This window comes from Nocardia sp. NPDC051052 (genome assembly GCF_044456045.1).
Lineage (GTDB): Bacteria > Actinomycetota > Actinomycetes > Mycobacteriales > Mycobacteriaceae > Nocardia.
The window spans coordinates 80786-100937 of the sequence record NZ_JBITFL010000014.1 but is presented as its reverse complement, the minus strand read 5'-3'; the positions used below and the strand labels follow the sequence as shown (position 1 = coordinate 100937).

Below are 20152 nucleotides of genomic sequence, written 5' to 3'. Positions count from 1 at the left end.
GCGGGACGAGAACGCCTGGGCCGCAAACACCTCGCTGGACCTCGACACCGAAGGAACGCACCATGACCTCCTTGACCACCTCGGACGAGACCACACTGTTCTTCCGTGACTACGGAACCGGCCGACCCGTCGTATTCGTGCACAGCATGCTGATGAGCAGCGACATGTGGCAGCACCAGATGCTGCACCTCACTGAGCACGGCCATCGGGCGGTCGCCTACGACCGCCGCGGCCACGGTCGATCCGACGACCCCGGCCGAGGCTACGACTTCGACACCCTGGCCGACGATCTGGCCGCGCTGCTGGACCGGCTCGACCTCACCGACGTCACCCTCGTCGGGCACTCCATGGGCGGCGGCGAGGTGATCCGCTATCTCACTCGCCATGGCGCGCAGCGCATTTCCCGCATCGCGCTCGTCGGTGCGACCGCGCCGCATCTGGCGGTCGATGCACACCTCGCTGCCGCGTTGCTCGACCAGCTGCGCACCGGGTACGGCAGCTGGGTGGCCGGCAACGCCGCCCGCTCCTTCGGCAACGACCTGCCCGGCTGCGACATCCCGCAACTCGAACAGGACGCGACGATCCGGGACTGGATGCGGGTCTCCCTCCATGCGGCGGTGGAATGCACCCGCGCCAACCTGGCCGCCGACTTCCGCGCCGAAGCGCGGGCGATCGCACTCCCCACGCTGGTGCTGCACGGCGACCACGACGCCTTCGCCCCGCTCGACACCTGCGGACGGCGTTCGGCCGACCTGATCCCGGACAGCAAGCTCGTCGTCTATCGGAACGCGTCGCACATGGTGCATCTGTCGCACCGCGCGCGCCTCAACGCGGATCTGCTGGCGTTCGCACAGTCGTAACGACTACACGGTCTTGCCACTGGACGACTGCACCGCCGCGTAGGCGGCGAGGCCGTCGGCCATCTGCTGCATCGCGCGCCTCATGGTGCGTTGCAGCAGCCAGCCCAATCCCCAACGGGCGGTGTAGGTTCCGTACCAGTGAATGGTGGTGCGGCCGTCGGGCGCGGGTACCAGATCGATGACCGCGCTGTAGTTGCGGAGTACCCAGCTGAAGGCGTCCTCGTAGGTCAACCGGTTGCCGACGTCGAGTCCGGTGATCCGCTCGCCGGTCACGACGCGTCCGGTGCGGAATGCGCGGACCGCGCCAACGGGGTCGTTGCCGTCGGGGTCTAGCCCGCTGGAACGCTCGGTGACCAGAGCGTCGACGATCGACCAGACCGGCCAGGTGCGTGCGTCGGCGAGCAGCGGCCAGATATCGGCCGGCGATGCTGTCGTGGTCGCGGTCGCGTCGTAACTCTGCATGGCGGAGGTCCTTTCGTTCATCCCCGTGGCGCGGGCTCGGCGCGCACGCGAGAGTTGTTGCGCCAGTTCGAAACTATGCGACGCGGCCGATCAGCGGCCATGCGCTGGATTGCCGACCTTTCGGTCATATCTTGCGGTACACCGACGGACGGACACCGACCTGACCGACGAAGGCCGACGACAACGCTCCCGGACTGGCGAATCCGCAACGCTCAGCGATCTGTTCGACGGTAAGCGTGCTGCTGGACAGCAGCCGCCGCGCCCGCTCGATCCGCAGCCGGGAGAGGTACCGGTGTGGCGTCTCACCGGTCTCGGCCCGGAAGACGCGGATGAAGTGGTACACGCTCAGATGCACCTCGGCGGCAATGTCGGCCAGCGTCAGCGGCTCGGCCAGCCGGTCCCGCATGAGGGCGATGCCCGCGCGGACCGCCGCGTGTTCCGGGCCGGGCAGACAGTGGTGCTTGCCCTTGGTCAGCAGGTGCGTCGCGAGGAACGCCGCGGCGGATTCGGCGTAGGTGTCGTCGGTGGACACGGCCGCGGGCATGGCACGCATGACCTGTTCGACGACCGGGTCGCCCGCGTTCAGCGCGTCCGACAGCGCTTCGAAGTCCGGTCCCGCACCGCCGAGTTGGGCCGCGGCACGATCGACGGTGGCGGCGGGAATGTGCACCTGGATGGTGCGCAGGGCCGCGGTCGCGCGGTACTCGCGCACTATTTCCCGGCCGGGAATCACCAAGTCCAGATGGCCGGGAACCCAGCGCCGTCGGGTCGAGTTCCCGTCGGCGTGCGTGCGCATGACCGCGTCGCCGGCCACACAGAGCACGACATGCACGTCGGCCACCGCGGGCATCGGCAAGTCTTCGGCCCGCGGTGCGTGGTCGAAGCGCTGCACGAGCAGCGACCGCCAGCCCGAGTCTTGCCAACTGCAATAGGTGCGCCGCACGTAGGCCGCCATGTCGAATCCCGCGTACGGGGTCAGGTCGAAGTCGAGCGAGTCGAGCACCACACCAGCCTAGGACGCCTTACTGAACCTTCACGAGCTTGAGGGCCCCGTCGGGACCGGCGATATAGTCGATGAAGACACGGTCGCCCGCCTTCAACCGGATGTCGTTCTCCACCACCGCGTCTCGCGCGATGACCTCTTCGCAGTCCTCGGTGATCAAGACACCGAAGCCCTCATACGCACCGGCATACCACTTCTCGACGACTGCCCACATGTCAGCTCCCCGTCCTGTTCGAAGTACCACCGACCCTATCCGCAGGTAGAGCAAACTATCGTCCCGTTCACAGTGAGGCGTGTCGTCGCGGTGCCCGTCAGGGCAGGGGGGTCAGGGCGCCGTCCCGGTATTGCTCGCGGACTACATAGCGGCGGACTTTTCCGCTGGAGGTCAGGGGTACCGAGCCTGCGGTTACCAAGACCACGTCGTCGAGCCGTAGTCCGTTGTGTTCGCCGACCGCTCGGCGGACGGCGGTGACGATGTCGGTCCGGTCGGCTTCTTCGGCGGCTGGGTCCCGGTTCAGTTCGGCGACCAGGACGAGGGAAGGCTGGTCGCCGTCGAGGACTTGGAATGCCGCGCAGCGGTCGGGGCGCAGGGCCGGGTGGCTGTCCATGGCGGAAGCTTCGATGTCGGACGGGTAGTGGTTGTAGCCGTCGACGATGATGAGGTCCTTGCGGCGGCCGGTGACGTAGAGCTGGCCCTCGTGGATGAAGCCGAGGTCGCCGGTGCGGAGGAAGTGGCCTGCGCGGCCGGTGACGGTCGCGGTGAAGGTTTCGGCCGATGCCTCGGGGGCGTCCCAGTAGCCGAGGCCGATGCTGTCGCCGCGGAGGCAGATCTCGCCGACCTGGCCCTCAGGTAGCGGGATGTGCGTGTCGGGGTCGGTGAGGAGGAGTTCGTAGGCGTTGTTGAGTTCGCCGCTGGCCACCAGGCGGCGACCACCGCTCGACACCGGTTCGACGCGGCCCTTGGTCAGGGCGGTCGGGTCCACTTCGACGGTGGTGAGTCCGCTGCCGGCCGGGCCACCGGTCACCAAAAGCGTTGCCTCGGCGAGGCCGTAGCAAGGGAAGAGGCTGTGCACGTCGAAGCCCGCGGCACCGAAGTGCTCGGCGAAGGCGACCATCGTGTCCACCCGGACGGGTTCCGCACCGCAGAGCGCCACCCGCAAGTTGGACAGGTCGTATCGCGCCACCTGATCGGCAGGCACTCGTCGCACCGCGAGCGCGAAGGAGAAGTTGGGGGCGACGGTGTGCGTGGCCTTGTACCGCGACATCGCCGAGATCCAGCGTGCGGGCCGTTGCACAAAAGCCAAGGGGGACATACTGATAACGGTCGAGTCGCTGTACACCGGGTAGGTGACCATGCTGAGCAGACCCATGTCGTGGAAGGTGGGCAGCCAGGCCACCCCGACACCCGCGCCGATCTGCGCGGTGACCAGCCGAAGGTTGGCGAGCACGTTGCCGTGGGTGAGCGCGACGCCTTTCGGCTCCCCGGTCGAGCCGGACGAGTACTGCAGGTGCGCGATGGTGTCACTGGTGATGCCGGGGTCGGTGTACCGATCGGATTCGGACGGATCGATGCGGTCGGTGACCACCGTGCGCAGCCCCGCGAAGCCGTCGGCGTCGGCGAGCACCGGGCCGAGCAGCGGCTCGATATCGGCGCTCGTGAACAGCAGCCGCGCACCGGAATTGGCGGCAATGGCGGCCAGCCGCGACAGTCCATCTGCCAGTTTGCTCGGCTGCGGCGGCGCGACAGGGACCGCGATCACGCCCGCGTAGAGGCAGCCGTAATAGGCGACAACGAATTCCAGCCCGGGGGCATAGAGCAGCAGCGCCCGCTCCCCCGGCCGGGTGATCTGCGCCAGATGGGCGGCCAATGCCCGCGCGGCGCGCTCGAGTTCCGGGAAAGTCATTGTCGCGGTGGGCTCGTCACCGTCAGCGAGGTGGTGGAAATTCACCTTGTCCGGCGTGGCGGCGGCGCGGGCGGTCAGCATCTGCGCCAAGGTGGTGGGTTCGACCGCGAAATAGGTTGTCATGCTTGCACTCCTGAGGTACGGCGGCGGAGATTCGAGTCGGCGCAGGCCGATTCGGCCGGGCGCAACGTGAAGCGGGGCGGCGGCCGACCGCCGACGAAGGCCCCGACGTAGTGGGAGTTCAGGCCGAAATGATGGACGTACCCGGTGGGCAGATCGGCGCCGTCGACCGCGGTGAGCACGGCGCGCCCATCGCGGTCGGCGCGCAGCTCGATGGTGTCGGGCGAGATCGTCAGCCCGCTGCCCAACCATTTCAGATAGCTCTCCTTGGCGACCCAATGGTGTAGAAAGCGCCGTCGATCCGTGCCTACCCAGTCCGCTTCGCGTGCGGTGAGCACCCGCGACGCCAAACTCGCCAGGTCGAAATCGGCGTCGACCCGTTCGACGTCGACCCCGACTGATGCCGAGCCCGCGACGGCGACAACGGCGAGCCCTCGGGTGTGCGTGAGATTGAATGCCGGTGCATAGCAAGGCAATTCCGGCTTGCCGTGCGGCCCGATGGTGAAAACGAGTTCCTCGGGCGGACATCCGGCATAGGCCGAGAGCACGCGCCGCAGCGTGGCCCTGACGCGAATGAAATCACCGGCGAACTCGACCGTGTCGAACCGGACGCTGCGGGCCAGTTCCTCGGGAGCCAGCACCCGGCAATCGCCGGACGCGCACTCCCCGGTCAACCGCAGCCACCACAATTCGACGTCGTCCGGAGCGATCGCCCGCCGCGCCACGATGCCGACGGTCACGGCGTACCCGCCACGCACTGGCGGACCCGGCGCAGCACGGTATCGCGGTGGGTCACCACGAAGAAGTGCCCGCCGGGCACGAGCCGGATATCCACCCCGGCCGAGCCACACTCGGCCCACGGTTCCAGCTCGGCCATCGTCACATGACTGTCGGCACTGCCGCTGAGCACCGTCATCGGCACGTCGAGCGGCGGGTCCGGCCGGTACCGATAGGTCTGGTCGACACCGAGATCCGCGCGCATCAGCCGGAGCACCAGCTGCCGCATGCGCTCGTCGTCGAGGATCTCGTCCGGGGTGCCGCCGAGCCCGCGCACGATCTCCAGCAGCATCGGATCATCCGCCATCCGGATCCACGGCAGCCGCGAAGGATGTTGCGGCGCACGACGTCCGGACACGATCAGGTGCGCGGGCCGCGGCCCCTCGCCCGCGCTGAGCCGACGGGCCAGCTCGAACGCGACGAGCGCACCCAGGCTGTGGCCGAACAGCGCGAACGGCTCGCGCCAGGCACCGTCCATGGCCGCGAGCAGGTCATCCAACAGGGGCGTGAGATGCTCGAAAGGCTCGTCGCGCATCCGCATTTCGCGGCCGGGCGGCTGCAGCGGCACCACGTCGACGTCGGGCTGTAGCTCCTTGCGCCATGGCAGATATGTCGACGCGCCCGCCCCGGCATGCGGCAGGCAGTACAGCGTCATCGGCGCGCCGCCCGCCGACGAGTACGGCATCCATTTGCCTGCGTCGATCGCGGGCGCGTTCATCGTCGATGCTCCACGGCGACCGTCTCGACCGTGAGATACGACGGTGGCGGCGCGGGCGGCATCGAGGAGGCCGCGAGCAGCGTGACGCCGTCCTCCTCGCCGAGCTCCGCGAAATTGGCGAATCGATAGGTGATGTACATGATCCGATTCCGGTCGGTGGGAACATATTCGGCCACCAGCCGCGCGCCTTCCGAATGGGCAAGCCGGACCACATGATTCAGCAGCACCGTGCCCACTCCGCGCGATATCACCCGGCACGACATCAACAGCAACTTCAGCCGCCACTGGTGCACACCGCGCTTCACCAGCGCGAGGCCGACCTGCCCGTAGGTCCCGTACTTGTCTTCCAGCTCGGCCATCAACAACAGGTGATCGTCGGATTCGGCATGGGCGGCAAGCTGTTCGGCCGAGTACATGACCCCGGTCGAATTCAGCTGATTGGTGCGCACCACGAGTTCCTCGGCGCGACCGATATCCGCGGCACCCGCCGGACTGATCCGGAAACGCATCCCGAGGGTGGCCAGGAACTCCTCGTTGGTGCCGGAGAAACGTTCCTCGGCTGTCGAGCGTTCGATACTCGCCTGGTACATGTGCCGCCGCGCCCGCGAATCCGCGGTGACGTGCTTCGGCTGGAATTCCGGCCGGTCCGCCAGCGTCGCGGCCTGCTCGGCGTCGATGCAGAGCACCTCGGGATGGGCGAAGCCGACCTCGTCCCGTTCGAGTTCCTGGTCGTCGACGAAGGCGAGCGTGTCGATCCCGATATCGAGCCGCTCGGCGATCGTCGCGACCGCCGCGGATTTGTTGTCCCAGCTGATCTGCGGGTGCAGGAAGTACTCCGCGATCCCGAGCTCCTTCAGCTTGGCGAGCGCGATGTCCGGATCGTTGCGACTGGCGATGGAATGCAGAATGCCGCGTTCGTCGAGGGTGGCGATGGTCTCCCTGATCCCCGGCTTGAGATCGGTGACCGCGGCGTTCTCCAAAAGGATTCCGTCCCACAGGGTGTGGTCGAGATCCCAGACCACGCACTTGATGTAGCGGGGACGGTTATGGACATCTGCTTTCATCGAATTCCCTGATCTCTGCGAATCACTCGACGTCGATGACGCGTGCCTGATTGCGGCACGCGTCGGCGGCGATCAGTACGTGTTGCATCTGCGTGCTGCCCTCGATGATTTCCATGACCTTCGCGTCGCGCAGATACCGGCCGACCGGATATTCGTCGCTACAGCCGCGCGCGCCGTGCAGTTGCACCGCGTCATTGGCCGCGGCTACCGCCGAGGTCGCCGCGAATTGCTTGGCGATGCACGTCGCCATGAGGGTGTCGGGACTGCCCGCGTCCTTCAGCTGCGCGGCCTGCCGGACCAGCAACCTGGCCGCCCGGGTGTTGGTGGCGATGGTGGCGATCATCTGTTGCACGAGTTGGTGTTCGCGCAGCAAGGCGCCGCCTTGGTGACGAGTGTTGGCATAGTCCACGCTGGCCTGTAAACACGCCTGCAGAATGCCGACGCAGCCTGCGGCGACGCTGAACCGGCCGATGTCGAGCACTCCGGTGGCAATGGCCAACCCCATGCCCGCGGGCCCGACGATCGCGTCGGATCCGATGCGGCAGTTCTCGAAGACGATCTCGGCGACCTGACTGCCGCGCGTACCGGTGATCCCCGGAACCGGAATCCGGCGGATGCCCGGACTTGCCGCGTCGACCAGGAACACCGCGGGCCCATTCGCGGTGCGGGCGAACACCAGCAGCACATCGGCGAGCTGACCGCCGGTCACCCAGAGCTTGTGACCGTCGAGAATCCACTCGTCGCCCGCCCGCTGGGCCGTCGCCCGCACCGCGGCGAAGTCACTGCCCGCCTCGGCCTCCGTCAGGCAGAACGCACCGAGCGCGGCACCGGAGACCAGGTCGGCCTTCCACCGGCTTTTCGCGGCCTCGGTCCCCCACCGGTCCAGCGCGTACAACGCCATCGAGTGCACGGTAAGCAGGCTTCGCATGGCCGAACAGCCGCGCCCCACCTCCTCGTGCACCCGCGCGAGCGCGGTCATTCCGGCGCCGGTACCGCCCGCCGCGGTCGGCAGCACCGCGCCCCACAGGCCGTGCGCGGCGAACTCGGTCACCATGCTCAGATCGATCCGCGCCGCGCGATCGAACTCCGCGGCCCGCGGCGCCACCACCTCGTCGACGAACGCGCCGATCTCGGCCCGCGAAAATGCTTGGCCTAAAACGGGTTCCGCCTGCACCGCCATCACGCCACCTCGGTGGCCGCGCCATGACCGTTGCGCCCGTTGAGCCTGGCGACCAGGTCGGTCATCACGTCCACGGTCCGGAAATTGTCGAGCATCAGTTCGTCGTTGGGAATCCGGTCGCCGATGTTCTGCTCGATGAACATGACCAGTTCCATCGCGAACAGCGAATTGACGAAGCCGCTTTCGAAGATGTCGTGATTGTCCTGGAGCCGCCCTTCGGGAAACCTCTTGGCGACGAAATCGCGGATTTCGGAACGGGCATCGGAGAACATAACTACCGTCCTGTCGGTAACGGGGGTAATGGTTCGGTCATGAGTACGAGAAGAAGCCCTGACCGGACTTCCGGCCGTGTAGTCCGGCGTCCACCATCTTTTTCAGCAAGGGGCACGGCCGATACTTGCTGTCTCCGTAGAACTCCTGGAGTCCCTCGATGCTGTACAGGATGGTGTCGAGCCCGATGAGGTCCGCGGTCTCCAGCGGGCCCGACGCGTGCCCGAAGCAGGACCGGAAGATCTCATCGACCTCGGCCGCCGCCGCGACGCCGTCCTGCAGCAGGAAGATCGCCTCGTTGACCATCAGCATCAACACCCGATTGGAGACGAAGCCCGGCATGTCGTTGACGATGATGCCGCGCTTGTCGAGGTCGGCGAGCAGTTGCAGCGCGATCGCGATGGTGGTCTCGGAGGTGTGCCAGCCGCGGATCACCTCGACGGTGGATTTCATCGGAACGGGGTTCATGAAATGCATGCCGATCACCCGATCCGGGCGATGGGTGACCCCGGCTATCTTGGTGATCGGAATGCACGAGGTATTCGCCGCGAAGACCGCGTCGGGCGCACAGATTCGGTCCAGCTCCGGATATATCTCTGCCTTGAGCGCCCAGTTCTCGGTGACGTTCTCGATGACGAATTCCGCGGCCCCGACATCGCCGATATCGGTGGTGTAGCTGACCCGCTTGGTGAGATCGCCGTACTTCTCGGTGTCGTGGCCGAACAGGCGTCCGGTGCGCGAGTACCGAACGACCTCGCTTTCCGCGCGCTCGAGCTGTTCGCGGGAGCTATCCACGAGGACGACCGAAATGCCGTGCGCGGCAACGGCTTGTGCTAGACCGGTGCCCATCACACCGGCACCGATGACGCCGAGAAGTTTCATGCCCGTGACTTCCTTTCGTCTGCGGTGGCCGTGAGGAGGTAGTCGGCCATGTCGGCGATCGTCGGCGCCTCGAATAACGCCACGGTTGGCACGATCGCGCGGAACTGTTTCTTGATCGAGTTGATCAGCTGCAGGCCGACCAGCGAATTGCCGCCGGACTCGAAGAAGTTGTCGTGCGGGCCGACCTGCTCGACGCCGAGCGCCTGCCGCCACAACTCCGCGAGCTGGCGCTGGTACTCCTCGACGGTTCGGCCGGGCGGCGCGGCCGCCGGTCGGTCCGGTGCCGACGAGGGGGCCTCACCGAACGGATCGTCGCCGCCGACCCATGTTTCGATGCGGTCGTGCAGCTGACCGGCGGAGACCACCGCGCGACGCGGCCCGCTCGCGATGAGCCGGTCCAGCACCGCGAGCGCAGCCGCGGCGGTGAACGAATACTTGTCCAAAGAGGCAGCGACACCGGGCTTTTCGCCGTGCCGGACGGTCGACTGCCAGGTGTCCCAGCACGCCGAGCGCCACGCGGAACCGCCGGGCAGGCCGGGCATCGTGACGAACTGGTCCTGAAACGCGTTGGCCGCCGCGTAGGACGCGAACCCGATGCCGCCGAGGACCGCCGACATCGAGGACAGCAGGACGACGAAGTCGGGACGTTCGCCGCGCAGTGCGGCGGCGAGCGCGATCGTGCCGTCGATCTTTGCCCGGAAATGTGCGGCGCTGATCTCCGGCGTCGTCGCTTCGATCGTGGTGAACGCGTCCGGCGACAGCACGCCCGCGGCATGGATCACGCCGTCGATCGCGCCGAAACTGTTGCGGGCGTTGGCGATTGCGGTGGCGGTGGCCTTGCGATCGCCGATGTCGCAGGTCAGCACCAGCACCTGGGCACCGGCACGCGCCAGGTCGCGTACCGCGGCCGCCTTGGCGCGCGACGTATCACCGGCCTGCGCGACCGATTCCGTGTCGTAGAGATCCGGCAGCGGCGTCCTGGCCAGCAGGACGAGTTTGACATCGGACGCCGCGGCGGCCAGATGCGCGGCCGCCTGCAGGCCGATACTTCCGGTCCCACCGGTGATCACGTAGACGCCGCCGTCGCGTACGTAGGGTGCGGGTGCGTCGAGGGTGAGCGGGCGGAAGCGTTTTACCAATCTTCGCCGCCCACGACGCGCGATCACGGTATCGGTGCCCGGCCAACGCATCTCGGCGACGACGGCTTCGGTGAGCTCGTCCCACGAACCGTGCTCGTCGTCGACCGGCGTCACGACATCGAGCGTGCGCACCGCCAGCCCCGGATATTCCTGCCCGGCCGTCAGCGCGGGACCCGCCACGACGGTCTTGCCGGGATAGAGGACGTCCTCGGGATCAACGAACTGCGCGTGATCGGTGACGACCAGGACCCGGCACCCGTCGACGCAACGGCGACCCCATTGGCCCGCCAGGGCCATCAGACTGTCGAACCCGAAACGTCGATGCACCGTCACACTGTCGACGGTGGCGGGATCGTCCGTCGTACCGTGCACCGACCACAGGTGAACTATGGTGCGTGGCAGCAGGTTCCGCTCGTCGAGCGCCTCGATCAGCCGGGCGTAGTCGTCGGGCTCGCCCGGCCGGACACGGTAGCCGCCCGCGGTAGCCGGCCCGAATTCGGTGCCGGGGACCACGGTGACCAAGTCGGCGCCGTCCAGCGCCTTGGCCATATGACCGGCGAGATCGGCGCTGCGGGTGCCGGGGTCGGTGAAGACGAGGTAGGGCCCGTACCGGTCCGTCGAATCGGACGCGGGCACCGCGACCCACTGTGGTTCGAAGAGCTCCGTGGCCGCGGCGTCGGTAGCGGCAAGCGGCCGGATCCGGTCGATGCCACGAGTCTTCTCGGTGGCGGGCCAAAACTGCTGATGCTGAAACGAATACGTCGGCAGCGAGAGTGAAGGCCCGGCCGATCCGATACGCGACCAATCCACGTCCACCCCGCCGGCCCACAAACGACCGAGGGTGCGAGACACGACCATCTCGTCCGGATCGCGCGTCGACGAGCCGCGCAGCGTCGGCAACGCGGTGGCACCGCCGGTGTGCACCAGCGCCTGGCTGACCAGGCTGGCCAGCTGACCGGCCCCGAGGTCGAGCACCACGCATGGCTCCGAGTCGGCGAGCGTGTGCACGCCGTCGGCGAAGGAGACCGTCGCGCACATGTGTTCGGCCCAGTAGTGCGGGTCGCGCGCTTGATCGTCGGTGATCCATTTGCCGGTCAGGTTGGACACGAACGGAATTCGGGGCGCGCGCAGCTCGATCCCGTCGAACAGTTCGATCATCCGCTCGCGCAGCGGATCCAGGAGGTACGAATGCATCGCGCGGGTGGTCGGCACCCGCCGCGCGGCGATCTCGTCGGCGGCGAGGCGTTGTTCGAGTGTGGTGATCGCGGCATCGGTTCCGGCGACGACCACCGTGTTCGGACCGTTGACCGCCGCGCAGGACAGTTCTGGGCCAAGGTAATCGGCGACGCGGTCCGCGGCGGCCGCGACGGTGAGCATGGCGCCGGGTTCGGCGGCCGCGACGAGCTGTGCGCGCCGAATGACCAGCGGCAGCGCCACATCGACATCGAACACACCGGCCAGGCAGGCGGCGGAGTATTCGCCGAGGCTATAGCCGAGCAGGCCTCGCGGCTCGATGCCATAGCTGTGCCACAGCCGCGCCGCCGCGTAGTTCAACGCGAAAATCACCGCGTGCGCCAGGTCGATTCGAGTGATCAGCTCCCCGGCGGCGGTGGTCGCGTCGCCACGCAACGCCGCGAAGGGGTCCGATACCACCGGTGCCGCGTCCGGGTACAGGGCGGTGCGCAGGTCCATGCCCAGCGACTCGGCCGCGATGTCGGCACACTGATCGATCGCCGCGCGGAATGCCGGATGCGATCCGTAGAGGTCGCGCCCCATCCCGGGGAACTGATCGCCGGTGCCCGGCAACACGAATCGCACGATCGGCAGCGGCCCACCCGGCACGGACGCCACCGGAACTCTGCGTCCGACCTCATCGAGTGCCTCAGCCGCCTCGAGGAGTGTCCGGAAAGGCACCGCCGTTCGGCACGGCATGCAAGTTCGCCCCGTCTGCAAGGTGGCAGCCACCGCAGCGGGAGCGAGTCGCGGGTTGCTGCGCAGGTACTCCGAGATCGCATGTGCGGCAGCGGTCAACGCCTCGGGCGAGCGCCCGGACAGCGGCAGGATGTGCCAGCGCCGCCGACCTTCGGGATCTTGTTCGGCCACCTCGGCCGGCGGCGCGGACACGATGACGTGGGCGTTGGTGCCCGACCATCCGAACGAACTGATACCCGCGGTAGGGACGCGCTCGTCCTCGCGCGGCCACGGAATGTTCTCGTGCGGCAGGCGAACCGGCGTGGCGGACCAGTCGACCGCCGGATTCGGTTGGCGCAGATGCAGGTTTCGCGGAATCGTCCGGCGGTTCAGTGCCAGCACGGTTTTGACCAACCCGGCCATCCCGGCCGCACCGGTGAGGTGGCCGATATTCGTCTTCACCGCGCCCACGTACAGCGGCCTGGATCCGCCGAAAACCTCGGTCAGCGCGGCGATCTCGATGGCGTCGCCGAGCTGCGTCCCTGATCCGTGCGCCTCGACGTAATCGATATCGTCGGCATTGACGCCCGCGCGCTGCTGCGCCTCGCGAATGACCGCGACCTGCGCGGCCCGGTTCGGGGCGGTGAGGCCGTTGCTCATGCCGTCCTGATTCACCGCCGACCCACGCACCACCGCGAGCACCTGGTGCCGCCGGGCTTTCGCCTCGGCGAGCCGTTCCACGACGACCGCGCCGCATCCCTCGCCGAGCAGGAATCCGTCCGCGGTCGCGTCGAAGGTTTTGCAGCGACCGTCCACGGCAAGCATCCGCATCTTGCACGCCTGCACGTAGGTATCGGGATGCACGATCGCGCTGACTCCGGCGACGACGGCCCGATCACATTCGCCGTTGCGGATGCTGTTCATCGCCAGATGCAAGGCGACCAGCGAGGACGAGCAGGCGGTGTCGACGACCAGGCTCGGCCCACGCAGATCGAGCAGATACGAAACCCGCCCCGCCGCAACGCTGGTCGCGCTGCCGAGCCCGAGGTACGGATCGTCCAATTCGCCGCGACCGCCGTGGTCGACCAGGACGCTCGCGTAACGACTGTCTGCCATCATCCCGACGAACACTCCGGTCCGGCTGCCCCGGATCTGGTCGGCGGGGATGGCGGCATCCTCGAACGCCGCCCAGGTCGCCTCGAGCAGCATCCGCTGTTGCGGGTCCATCCGCATCGCCTCGCGGGGCGAGATGCCGAAGAACTGGGCGTCGAAGCCCGCGATGTCGTCGACGAACGCACCCTTCGTGGTGTAGGTCGTTTCCGGCGCGTAGGGGTCGGGATCGAAGAATTGCCGCGCGTCCCAGCGTTGCGGCGGCACGTCGGTCGCCGTGTCGATGCCGTCTGCCAGGTTGCGCCAGAACAGCTGTGGTGAGTTCGCTCCGCCGGGGAATCGGCAGGCCATGCCGACGACGCACATCGTGTCGTCCGCCGCCTCCGGGCCCGATCCAGTCGCGGCCGCGGCGTCGACATCGATTGCGGGACCGAGGAAGTCCGTGGGTGTGTCGACTAATGCCGCGCTCAACAGCGCTACTGTCGGGTGCTCGTACAGGAGCGTTTCGGGAAGGTCGCGTCCGAGCCACTCCTCCAGCTCGCCGGACAGGCCGACCGCATCCGACGACGTCAGCCCGTAGGCGGCGAAGGTGGTGGTCCGATCGATCGCCGCCGGATCCATTCCGATGATCTGGCTAATCTTGTCTGCCATCCATTCCTCGATCGCCGAGCGATCGAAGGCACCGGACCCCACCCGATTTGTCTCCACCGATACCACCCTTCAGACATCGGGGCCGTGGCTTTAATGCTCGAATTCATACAGAGCTTTTGCCATACACCCGATCAGGGCGAGCTCAGCCCCTGGTGGCCCCGAATCTAGCACCGACACACCCACCTCGCAACGCTGCTTCCAGCATACTTCATGCCGATGCTTATTTGAATGAAAGTCGCTGCGCCAGACTAAGCTGCATGCTCGATGGCGACCGCATTTTTCGCTTTTTTCAGTAAATCCACAACCCCCCGATAAGGGGGCTTTCAGAAGAATAAGATCCCCCCGATCGGGGGGTTTACAAACCGTCTTTCCGATGCTTTCCAGATAGTCGTAAACGAGCAGTTCAGCGCGCGATCAAGAAATGATACAATGTGATGAGGGTCACAGAAACTGGAATGGTTACACTTCGTTAGGTCGGCTATCTTGAAAGCGGCGCGGGCTACGGGTTGGCCATACTCAGAGTCGGGGTGTTACGGGATCAGGTTCTATTAAATAGTATTGCATTTCAGACTTCCGGGTCGCAGGGCTAAGGATATCCATTGGAAACTCAGCAGATCAGCTGCTCAACCGAAACTATTTCGGCTACTTTTGCGGAAAGAACCAACACCCCTTTCGCAAAAACTCTGGACGGCCTGCGGACCAATCCCGATCTCAAATTGTTCTGGGACTGCATCTGGACACCACCGGAAACACAAGAGCAATTCTTCGAGTACGCCGGGCAGCTGCGCCGGTTCGCCGCGCACAGCGGCGGACTGCTCGGACGCAGCCCCGATTTCCTCGCGGGCATCGTCTCCGCCTGGGCCGCCAACGCCGACCATTTCGGCGACGGCGCCGGACCGATCCGGGAGTTCCACCGCGAATGCCGCGCCGATAACGCGATACTCACCCACGCCATCTCCGACATCTCCGAACGCGGGCGAATCTCCGAGGACCACCTGCTGAAAGTCGTCGCGCGCGACGCCGACGGCATCTACCTCAGCGGCTACAAACAGCTGGCCACGCTGGCGCTCTACGCCGACGTGCTGCTGATCTACCCCTATCGCATGCTGACGCAGGCGGAGGAGTACACCGCGCTGTGCGTCGCGATCGAACCCGACAGCAGCGGCGTGACGGTGCACTCCAGGGCGGGCTTCCGCGGCGCGCACGAGCTGCCGGACCAATCCATCGATGTGCTCGATGAACAAGACGCGATCATCGAACTGGATCACGCGTTCGTGCCCAACTCCCGGGTCTTCATCGACGGCTCCATCGAACAGTGCAATACCTTGCGGGCACGCACCGGGATGACCCATCCAGCCTGGATACAGGCGCTCGCCCGGATGTCCGCGAAGGCCGAGATGTATTACACCTTGGCGCAACGAGTACTGGACGGCGGCCAGACCTCCGTCAAGGAACCCGCGGTAATCCTGGCGAAACTGCGCCGATTCGCCGCGAGCACCCAGCGCGATTTTACCGCCGCGCTCGACTCGGCGACATTCGACGAGCGCTACGGTTTCTGGGCCGCCGATCGCGCCATGCTCCTGCAAGGCATCGGTAATTTCACCGAACGCATCGAAGGCGCTTCGACGCTGCTTTCGCAGATCGCCGGATTGGACCTCATCTGCCCGAAACCGGGCAGAACCACCCAGCACGGCTTGATCTCCGCCGCACCACAGCTCTCCGATTGGACATTGTTCACCAATCTCTCGTCGGGGGCGTACGGATATCGACAGAACAAATACGAGCTGGCATTCGTCGGTGATCCCGATCGGCTCGCCGCTGGCTGACCGGGGCGAAAAGCACCGAAAGAGAGGTATGAACGACATGCTCAACCGGAAACGCCTGATCGAAGCGCTGGAGCCGTTCAGCGGATACGTGCAGTCGGCAGTGTTGTACAACCTGATCGAGCACGGAATTCTGGAACAAATCGTGGTGCACGAAATTTCCGCGCGCAAGGCGTTGGAATCGGGCATCACGACACCGGAGCGGGTCGACGCGCTGCAACTCTTCCTGCACACCGCGGGATATATCGACAACGACCGGGCCACCGATAAACTCGTGCAGATCTGGGAAGCACGCGGCTGGTATCAGATGATGATCGGCGGATACGGCCGCACTTTCCTCGATATCGGCAGCGGATTCACCGGCTCTGCCGCGGTACCGAGGGACGGCCGCATGGTCGGCATCGGCAGCTGCGAGATCAGCGTGCACGACGCCATCCCGCTGATGTATCGCGTGCTCGAGCAGCGCGGCAAGAACTACACCAGCGGCATCGACCTCGGTTGTGGCAGCGGCATCTTCCTGACCACGCTGGCCGAGAAGTATCCGGACATGCGCCTCACCGGGATCGAGCCGAGCCCCGAAGGCGCCGCCGCCGCAGTGGAATTCGTGTCCGGATCGCCGCACGCCGACCGGATCGACATCGTCAACGCGGACGCGATCGGCCATCTCGAGCACACCGAATCCCGCTACGACTTCGGCATCATCAGCTTCGTCATCCACGAAATCCTGGGCCAGGAGGGCGAAGCCGGCGTCCGGAAGTTCCTTCGGTCGCTGTTCGACACCAACCCCGGCATCGAACTCCTGGTCATCGATATCGACTATTGCTGGGACGACCCGGAGAAGATGCGCGACCCGCATCGCACGAACTATTACAACCACTACTTCCTGCTGCACCCGTTCACCGACCAGCGCCTGGCCCCCAAGCAGTACTGGACGGACCTGTACGCCAGCGAGGGACTCGAGGTCGTGGTGGACGACGTCGACACGCCCGGCCTCGACGAGACCGGCATCGTGACGGCAATGCTGTTGCGGTCCAAGGGAACCCACGATGACTGACTACACCGACAGCCAGGCGGTCTCCCGGCTGAGTTCGGGTCCGCGCACCTTCTTCCGGCTCCCCTATCGGCCGATCCGGGAGCTGACCGCCGCCGACGGGGTGGACGCGGTGATCCTCGGGGTGCCGATCGACGGCGCGACCGGCTATCGCAGCGGTGCCCGCTTCGGGCCCGAGGCGGTCCGCTCGGCGAGCACGCTCGGCCGGTTGGGCAGCAGGGAACGCGATCTGGTCATCACCGATCTGCTCACCGTCGTCGACGGCGGCGACGTGCACATCGTGCCCGGCTACCACCTGCAGACCCTCGAACTGATCGAGAACAGCGTCAAGACCGTGCACGACATCGGCGCGCTGCCGATCCTGGTCGGCGGCGACCACAGCCTGGCCATCGCCGAATTACGCGCGGCCGCAGCGCAACACGGCCCGCTGTCGCTGGTCCAGCTGGACGCGCACCGCGACGTGCTCGACAACTACTTCGGGATGAAGCACTTTCACGGCACGGTGTATCGCCGCGCCGCCGAAGAAGGCCTGATCGATCCGACGACCAGCATCCAGATCGGCATGCGCGGCAGCGTGCCACGCGAGGACCTGGTCGACGACGGCCTCGGTTTCACCGTGATCCAGTGCGAGGAGGCGATGGCGCTCGGCTGTGCCGAACTCGGCCGGATCGTCCGGGACCGGGTCGGCGCCAATCCCGTTGCGCTGACCTTCGATATCGATTTCGTCGATCCCTCGTGCGCACCTGGCACCGGAACCCCCGAGGTGGGCGGGCCCTCCTCGGCGTTCGCGCTCCGACTGCTGCGCGAACTGCAGCTGCCGGATATTCGCACCGTGTCGCTGGTCGAGATCTCGCCACCGTACGACACTGCCGATATCACCGCGCATCTCGGTGTCGCGGTGATCTTCGAAATCATGACCCTTGCCGCTGCCGCACGGCGGGCCAAGACGCAACAGGATGGTCGTTTGCATGCCTGATAACATCACCGACCTCGAGGTCAGAGCCCTGGTCGACGGTGTGAACCTGTCCGATGGACATCCGCGAATGTCGTTGTCCACCAGCCAATCCGACATCGTCGCGGCCTTTCCAGCGGTATTCGCGCAGACCAGGAAGCTGCCGGTCGACGTAGTCGAGCGCAGCGCGCGTAACTCGTTCTTGTCCTCGATCGGTCAGCACGGCGCGCTGGCCGACGAGGTCACCTTTCGCAGCTGCTACTCCTCCTCGACCGCTATCGACATGATCGGCAAGGCGATTCGCCTCGCCGACCGTCGGGTGGCCATGGTCGAGCCGACCTTCGACAACCTGCACGACCTGCTCGCGGGCCACGGACTCACCATCCATTCGGTCGCCGAGACCGAATTGGCGACCGGCCCGCTCGAGGACGTAATCCCTACGCACGGCGTGCTGTTCACCGTCTCGCCGAACAATCCGACGGGCACCGTGATCGACGCGGATCGGCTGCACGAGATCGCCGCCGCCTGCGCCGACCGCGACACCGTCCTCGTCATCGATTCGTGCTTCCGCGCCCAGGACCTGCGCGCGCAATACGACATGTATGCCGTGCTCGGTCGCTACAAACTCGACTGGGTGGTCATCGAGGACACCGGAAAGCTGTGGCCGCTACAGGAATTGAAGGCAGGGTTCCTGAACTGGAATGTCGGCAATCCGCTGCCGTTGGCCAGGATGTACTCCGATCACATGCTGTCGGCGTCGCCGTTCATCCTGCGGATCGTCGACTTGTTCGCCGAGGACGGCAGGCACGGTGGCTACGACCGTCTGCGCGGCGGCATCCAGAGCAACCGGACGCTGGCGCGCGACCATATCAACCTGGCGCCCGCCTATCCGGCGTCCAGAATCTCGGTCGATACGTTCCGGCTACCGGAAGGTGTCGAGGCCAGCGCGCTCTACACTGAACTCGGCGAGGCTGGTGTGCACGTGCTGCCCGGCGAGCTGTTCTACTGGGCGCAGCCAAAACTCGGCACCGATCTGATCCGTATCTCGCTGGCGCGCGATCCGGAAGCCGTCGTCCTCGGCTGCCAGCGGGTCGACCAGCACCTAGAGGCGTGGAGGCGTGTTGTCATCAGGTGATCGCGCAACGGTGGTCCTGCTCCAGGCGAAGCAATCGCTGGGCACCGTCGGGTTGACCGAGTTCGGGGCGGCCGTCGCGGCCGCCGGCGCCGAGCTACGGGTACTGCGGACGGGCGAGGTTCCGCTGGTCCGCGAGGGCGACGACGAGCTGGCCGGGATCGGCGCGCAACAGATCGCCGACATCGACGAATGGCCGTCGCTGATTCCCGCCGGGACGACCGCGATCGTCACCAATGACGAGTACCTGCTCGGTCTTGCCGCGCAACTGTGTGGCGACTTGGGCCTGCCGACACCTATCCCCGCTGGCTCCTTGGAGAACTACCGGCACAAGGGTGTCATGCGCCGGGCGCTGGAAGCCGCGGGTATCCCCGTCCCGGAAACACTGATCGTGACCGAGGGCAGCGTCGAAAAGGCAGGCGGCTGTACGGGGTTCGCCGATGACGAGCTCGTCATCGTCAAACCGGCCGCGGAGGCGAACCTGCGCGGGATCCGGACCGAGAGGTTCGGCACGGTCGATCTCGGCGCGCTGGGCGATGGCCTGATCGAACGGTTACTCGAAGGCCCGCAATATCATTCCGAAGTGCTGGTCTCGAATGGCACTGTGACACATCTGTTTTCGGGACTATACATCCGTTCCCTGCTCGATTTGACCAAGGGCGGCGGCTCCGGGTCGGCCCGGACAACCCCCGCACTGGAAGCCGAACTCGCCGAGCTCGCCATCCGGACGTGTACCGCCCTCGGCCTCGACGGCACGTTCACCGCGCACGTCGAATATCTTTCCAGTGGTCCCACTTTCGCCGATGTCGTGGTCAGCGAAGTGTGCGCGCGTGCCTCCGGCGGCGACGTCCCGTTCCAATCCGGGATCATCGCGGGCATCGATCTCGAGCTGCTCAACTTGCGAATCCAGGCCGGCTTCGACTGGGCGGAGCCGACCATCGATCCCGACGCCTCGGGCGGCTGGATGTGGCGCGTCGGCCAGCCGATCGCCGGGGCCGACCGCATCGATCACCTGCCCGTCGACCCGTCCTTCGATCGAATCCGCCTCGGTGGGCGGGCCAGGATCACCGGCCGCACCGAGGCCGTCCTCGCCGCGCTCGAACTGCTGGCAACCGCGAACGAGGTGCCGTGAGTGACGAGTGA

General features: G+C 66.4%; 17 protein-coding genes. 6 read left to right on the top strand and 11 right to left on the bottom strand.

What is annotated here, in order from left to right; translation table 11 throughout:
- Window positions 1–62 precede the first annotated feature (62 nt).
- Window positions 63–860 carry an alpha/beta fold hydrolase gene (locus ACIBCN_RS36435; RefSeq protein WP_396996485.1) on the top strand — a complete coding sequence of 266 codons (798 nt, stop codon included), beginning with the start codon at window positions 63–65 and terminating at the stop codon, window positions 858–860.
- A gap of 3 nt (window positions 861–863) precedes the next feature.
- On the opposite strand, the gene ACIBCN_RS36430 is transcribed toward ACIBCN_RS36435, so the two are convergent.
- From ACIBCN_RS36430 to ACIBCN_RS36380, 11 genes are all read right to left on the bottom strand, one after another.
- Window positions 864–1322, bottom strand: coding sequence for an SRPBCC family protein (locus ACIBCN_RS36430; protein WP_396996484.1), 459 nt, complete (start codon window positions 1320–1322; stop codon window positions 864–866).
- 124 nt (window positions 1323–1446) lie between these two features.
- Entirely contained in the window at window positions 1447–2325 is an 879-nt protein-coding gene (locus ACIBCN_RS36425) for a helix-turn-helix domain-containing protein (RefSeq protein ID WP_396996483.1), read from the bottom strand.
- Between the two features lie 19 nt (window positions 2326–2344).
- Window positions 2345–2539: a hypothetical protein gene (locus ACIBCN_RS36420; protein ID WP_396996482.1), complete on the bottom strand. Its 195-nt coding sequence runs from the start codon at window positions 2537–2539 to the stop codon at window positions 2345–2347.
- 97 nt (window positions 2540–2636) lie between these two features.
- Entirely contained in the window at window positions 2637–4352 is a 1716-nt protein-coding gene (locus tag ACIBCN_RS36415) for a fatty acyl-AMP ligase (protein ID WP_396996481.1), read from the bottom strand.
- Window positions 4349–5089: a 4'-phosphopantetheinyl transferase family protein gene (locus ACIBCN_RS36410; protein WP_396996480.1), complete on the bottom strand. Its 741-nt coding sequence runs from the start codon at window positions 5087–5089 to the stop codon at window positions 4349–4351. The genes ACIBCN_RS36415 and ACIBCN_RS36410 overlap by 4 nt, the downstream gene beginning before the upstream one ends.
- Window positions 5086–5844 carry a thioesterase II family protein gene (locus tag ACIBCN_RS36405; RefSeq protein WP_396996479.1) on the bottom strand — a complete coding sequence of 253 codons (759 nt, stop codon included), beginning with the start codon at window positions 5842–5844 and terminating at the stop codon, window positions 5086–5088. Before ACIBCN_RS36405 ends, ACIBCN_RS36410 begins: the two co-directional genes overlap by 4 nt.
- The gene (locus ACIBCN_RS36400) at window positions 5841–6908 is read right to left on the bottom strand and encodes an HAD-IIIC family phosphatase (protein ID WP_396996478.1); all 1068 of its coding nucleotides are present in this window, start codon (window positions 6906–6908) and stop codon (window positions 5841–5843) included. The genes ACIBCN_RS36405 and ACIBCN_RS36400 overlap by 4 nt, the downstream gene beginning before the upstream one ends.
- Before the next feature lie 22 nt (window positions 6909–6930).
- Window positions 6931–8088 (bottom strand): acyl-CoA dehydrogenase family protein, encoded by a 1158-nt coding sequence (locus ACIBCN_RS36395; protein ID WP_396996476.1) that lies wholly within the window; start codon window positions 8086–8088, stop codon window positions 6931–6933.
- Window positions 8088–8360: an acyl carrier protein gene (locus tag ACIBCN_RS36390; protein WP_396996475.1), complete on the bottom strand. Its 273-nt coding sequence runs from the start codon at window positions 8358–8360 to the stop codon at window positions 8088–8090. Before ACIBCN_RS36390 ends, ACIBCN_RS36395 begins: the two co-directional genes overlap by 1 nt.
- Window positions 8361–8397: 37 nt before the next feature.
- A complete protein-coding gene (locus ACIBCN_RS36385; protein ID WP_396996474.1) occupies window positions 8398–9240 on the bottom strand; it encodes a 3-hydroxyacyl-CoA dehydrogenase family protein in 843 nt (280 codons plus the stop codon).
- Window positions 9237–14051 carry an SDR family NAD(P)-dependent oxidoreductase gene (locus ACIBCN_RS36380; protein WP_396996473.1) on the bottom strand — a complete coding sequence of 1605 codons (4815 nt, stop codon included), beginning with the start codon at window positions 14049–14051 and terminating at the stop codon, window positions 9237–9239. Before ACIBCN_RS36380 ends, ACIBCN_RS36385 begins: the two co-directional genes overlap by 4 nt.
- Before the next feature lie 716 nt (window positions 14052–14767).
- On the opposite strand from ACIBCN_RS36380, the gene ACIBCN_RS36375 reads away from it, so the two are divergent.
- Genes ACIBCN_RS36375 through ACIBCN_RS36355 form a run of 5 tightly spaced genes read left to right on the top strand, consistent with a single transcriptional unit; the run spans window position 14768 to window position 20141 of the window.
- Entirely contained in the window at window positions 14768–15877 is a 1110-nt protein-coding gene (locus tag ACIBCN_RS36375; protein WP_396996471.1) for a 4-hydroxyphenylacetate 3-hydroxylase N-terminal domain-containing protein, read from the top strand.
- A 28-nt stretch (window positions 15878–15905) separates the two neighbouring features.
- On the top strand, window positions 15906–16928 hold the full coding sequence (locus tag ACIBCN_RS36370) for a methyltransferase domain-containing protein (protein WP_396996469.1): 1023 nt from the start codon (window positions 15906–15908) through the stop codon (window positions 16926–16928).
- Window positions 16921–17901, top strand: coding sequence for an arginase family protein (locus ACIBCN_RS36365; RefSeq protein WP_396996467.1), 981 nt, complete (start codon window positions 16921–16923; stop codon window positions 17899–17901). The genes ACIBCN_RS36370 and ACIBCN_RS36365 overlap by 8 nt, the downstream gene beginning before the upstream one ends.
- Window positions 17894–19012 carry a pyridoxal phosphate-dependent aminotransferase gene (locus ACIBCN_RS36360; RefSeq protein ID WP_396996465.1) on the top strand — a complete coding sequence of 373 codons (1119 nt, stop codon included), beginning with the start codon at window positions 17894–17896 and terminating at the stop codon, window positions 19010–19012. Before ACIBCN_RS36365 ends, ACIBCN_RS36360 begins: the two co-directional genes overlap by 8 nt.
- Window positions 18999–20141: an acetyl-CoA carboxylase biotin carboxylase subunit family protein gene (locus tag ACIBCN_RS36355; RefSeq protein ID WP_396996463.1), complete on the top strand. Its 1143-nt coding sequence runs from the start codon at window positions 18999–19001 to the stop codon at window positions 20139–20141. Before ACIBCN_RS36360 ends, ACIBCN_RS36355 begins: the two co-directional genes overlap by 14 nt.
- Window positions 20142–20152 lie beyond the last annotated feature (11 nt).

Coding starts and splice junctions, on each gene's coding strand:
- ACIBCN_RS36420 (WP_396996482.1), bottom strand. CDS start 2,539: ATGTGGGCAGTCGTCGAGAAGTGGTATGCCGGTGCGTATGAGGGCTTC.
- ACIBCN_RS36365 (WP_396996467.1), top strand. CDS start 16,921: ATGACTGACTACACCGACAGCCAGGCGGTCTCCCGGCTGAGTTCGGGT.
- ACIBCN_RS36395 (WP_396996476.1), bottom strand. CDS start 8,088: ATGGCGGTGCAGGCGGAACCCGTTTTAGGCCAAGCATTTTCGCGGGCC.
- ACIBCN_RS36380 (WP_396996473.1), bottom strand. CDS start 14,051: ATGGCAGACAAGATTAGCCAGATCATCGGAATGGATCCGGCGGCGATC.
- ACIBCN_RS36400 (WP_396996478.1), bottom strand. CDS start 6,908: ATGAAAGCAGATGTCCATAACCGTCCCCGCTACATCAAGTGCGTGGTC.
- ACIBCN_RS36405 (WP_396996479.1), bottom strand. CDS start 5,844: ATGAACGCGCCCGCGATCGACGCAGGCAAATGGATGCCGTACTCGTCG.
- ACIBCN_RS36385 (WP_396996474.1), bottom strand. CDS start 9,240: ATGAAACTTCTCGGCGTCATCGGTGCCGGTGTGATGGGCACCGGTCTA.
- ACIBCN_RS36390 (WP_396996475.1), bottom strand. CDS start 8,360: ATGTTCTCCGATGCCCGTTCCGAAATCCGCGATTTCGTCGCCAAGAGG.
- ACIBCN_RS36360 (WP_396996465.1), top strand. CDS start 17,894: ATGCCTGATAACATCACCGACCTCGAGGTCAGAGCCCTGGTCGACGGT.
- ACIBCN_RS36435 (WP_396996485.1), top strand. CDS start 63: ATGACCTCCTTGACCACCTCGGACGAGACCACACTGTTCTTCCGTGAC.
- ACIBCN_RS36370 (WP_396996469.1), top strand. CDS start 15,906: ATGAACGACATGCTCAACCGGAAACGCCTGATCGAAGCGCTGGAGCCG.
- ACIBCN_RS36415 (WP_396996481.1), bottom strand. CDS start 4,352: ATGACAACCTATTTCGCGGTCGAACCCACCACCTTGGCGCAGATGCTG.
- ACIBCN_RS36430 (WP_396996484.1), bottom strand. CDS start 1,322: ATGCAGAGTTACGACGCGACCGCGACCACGACAGCATCGCCGGCCGAT.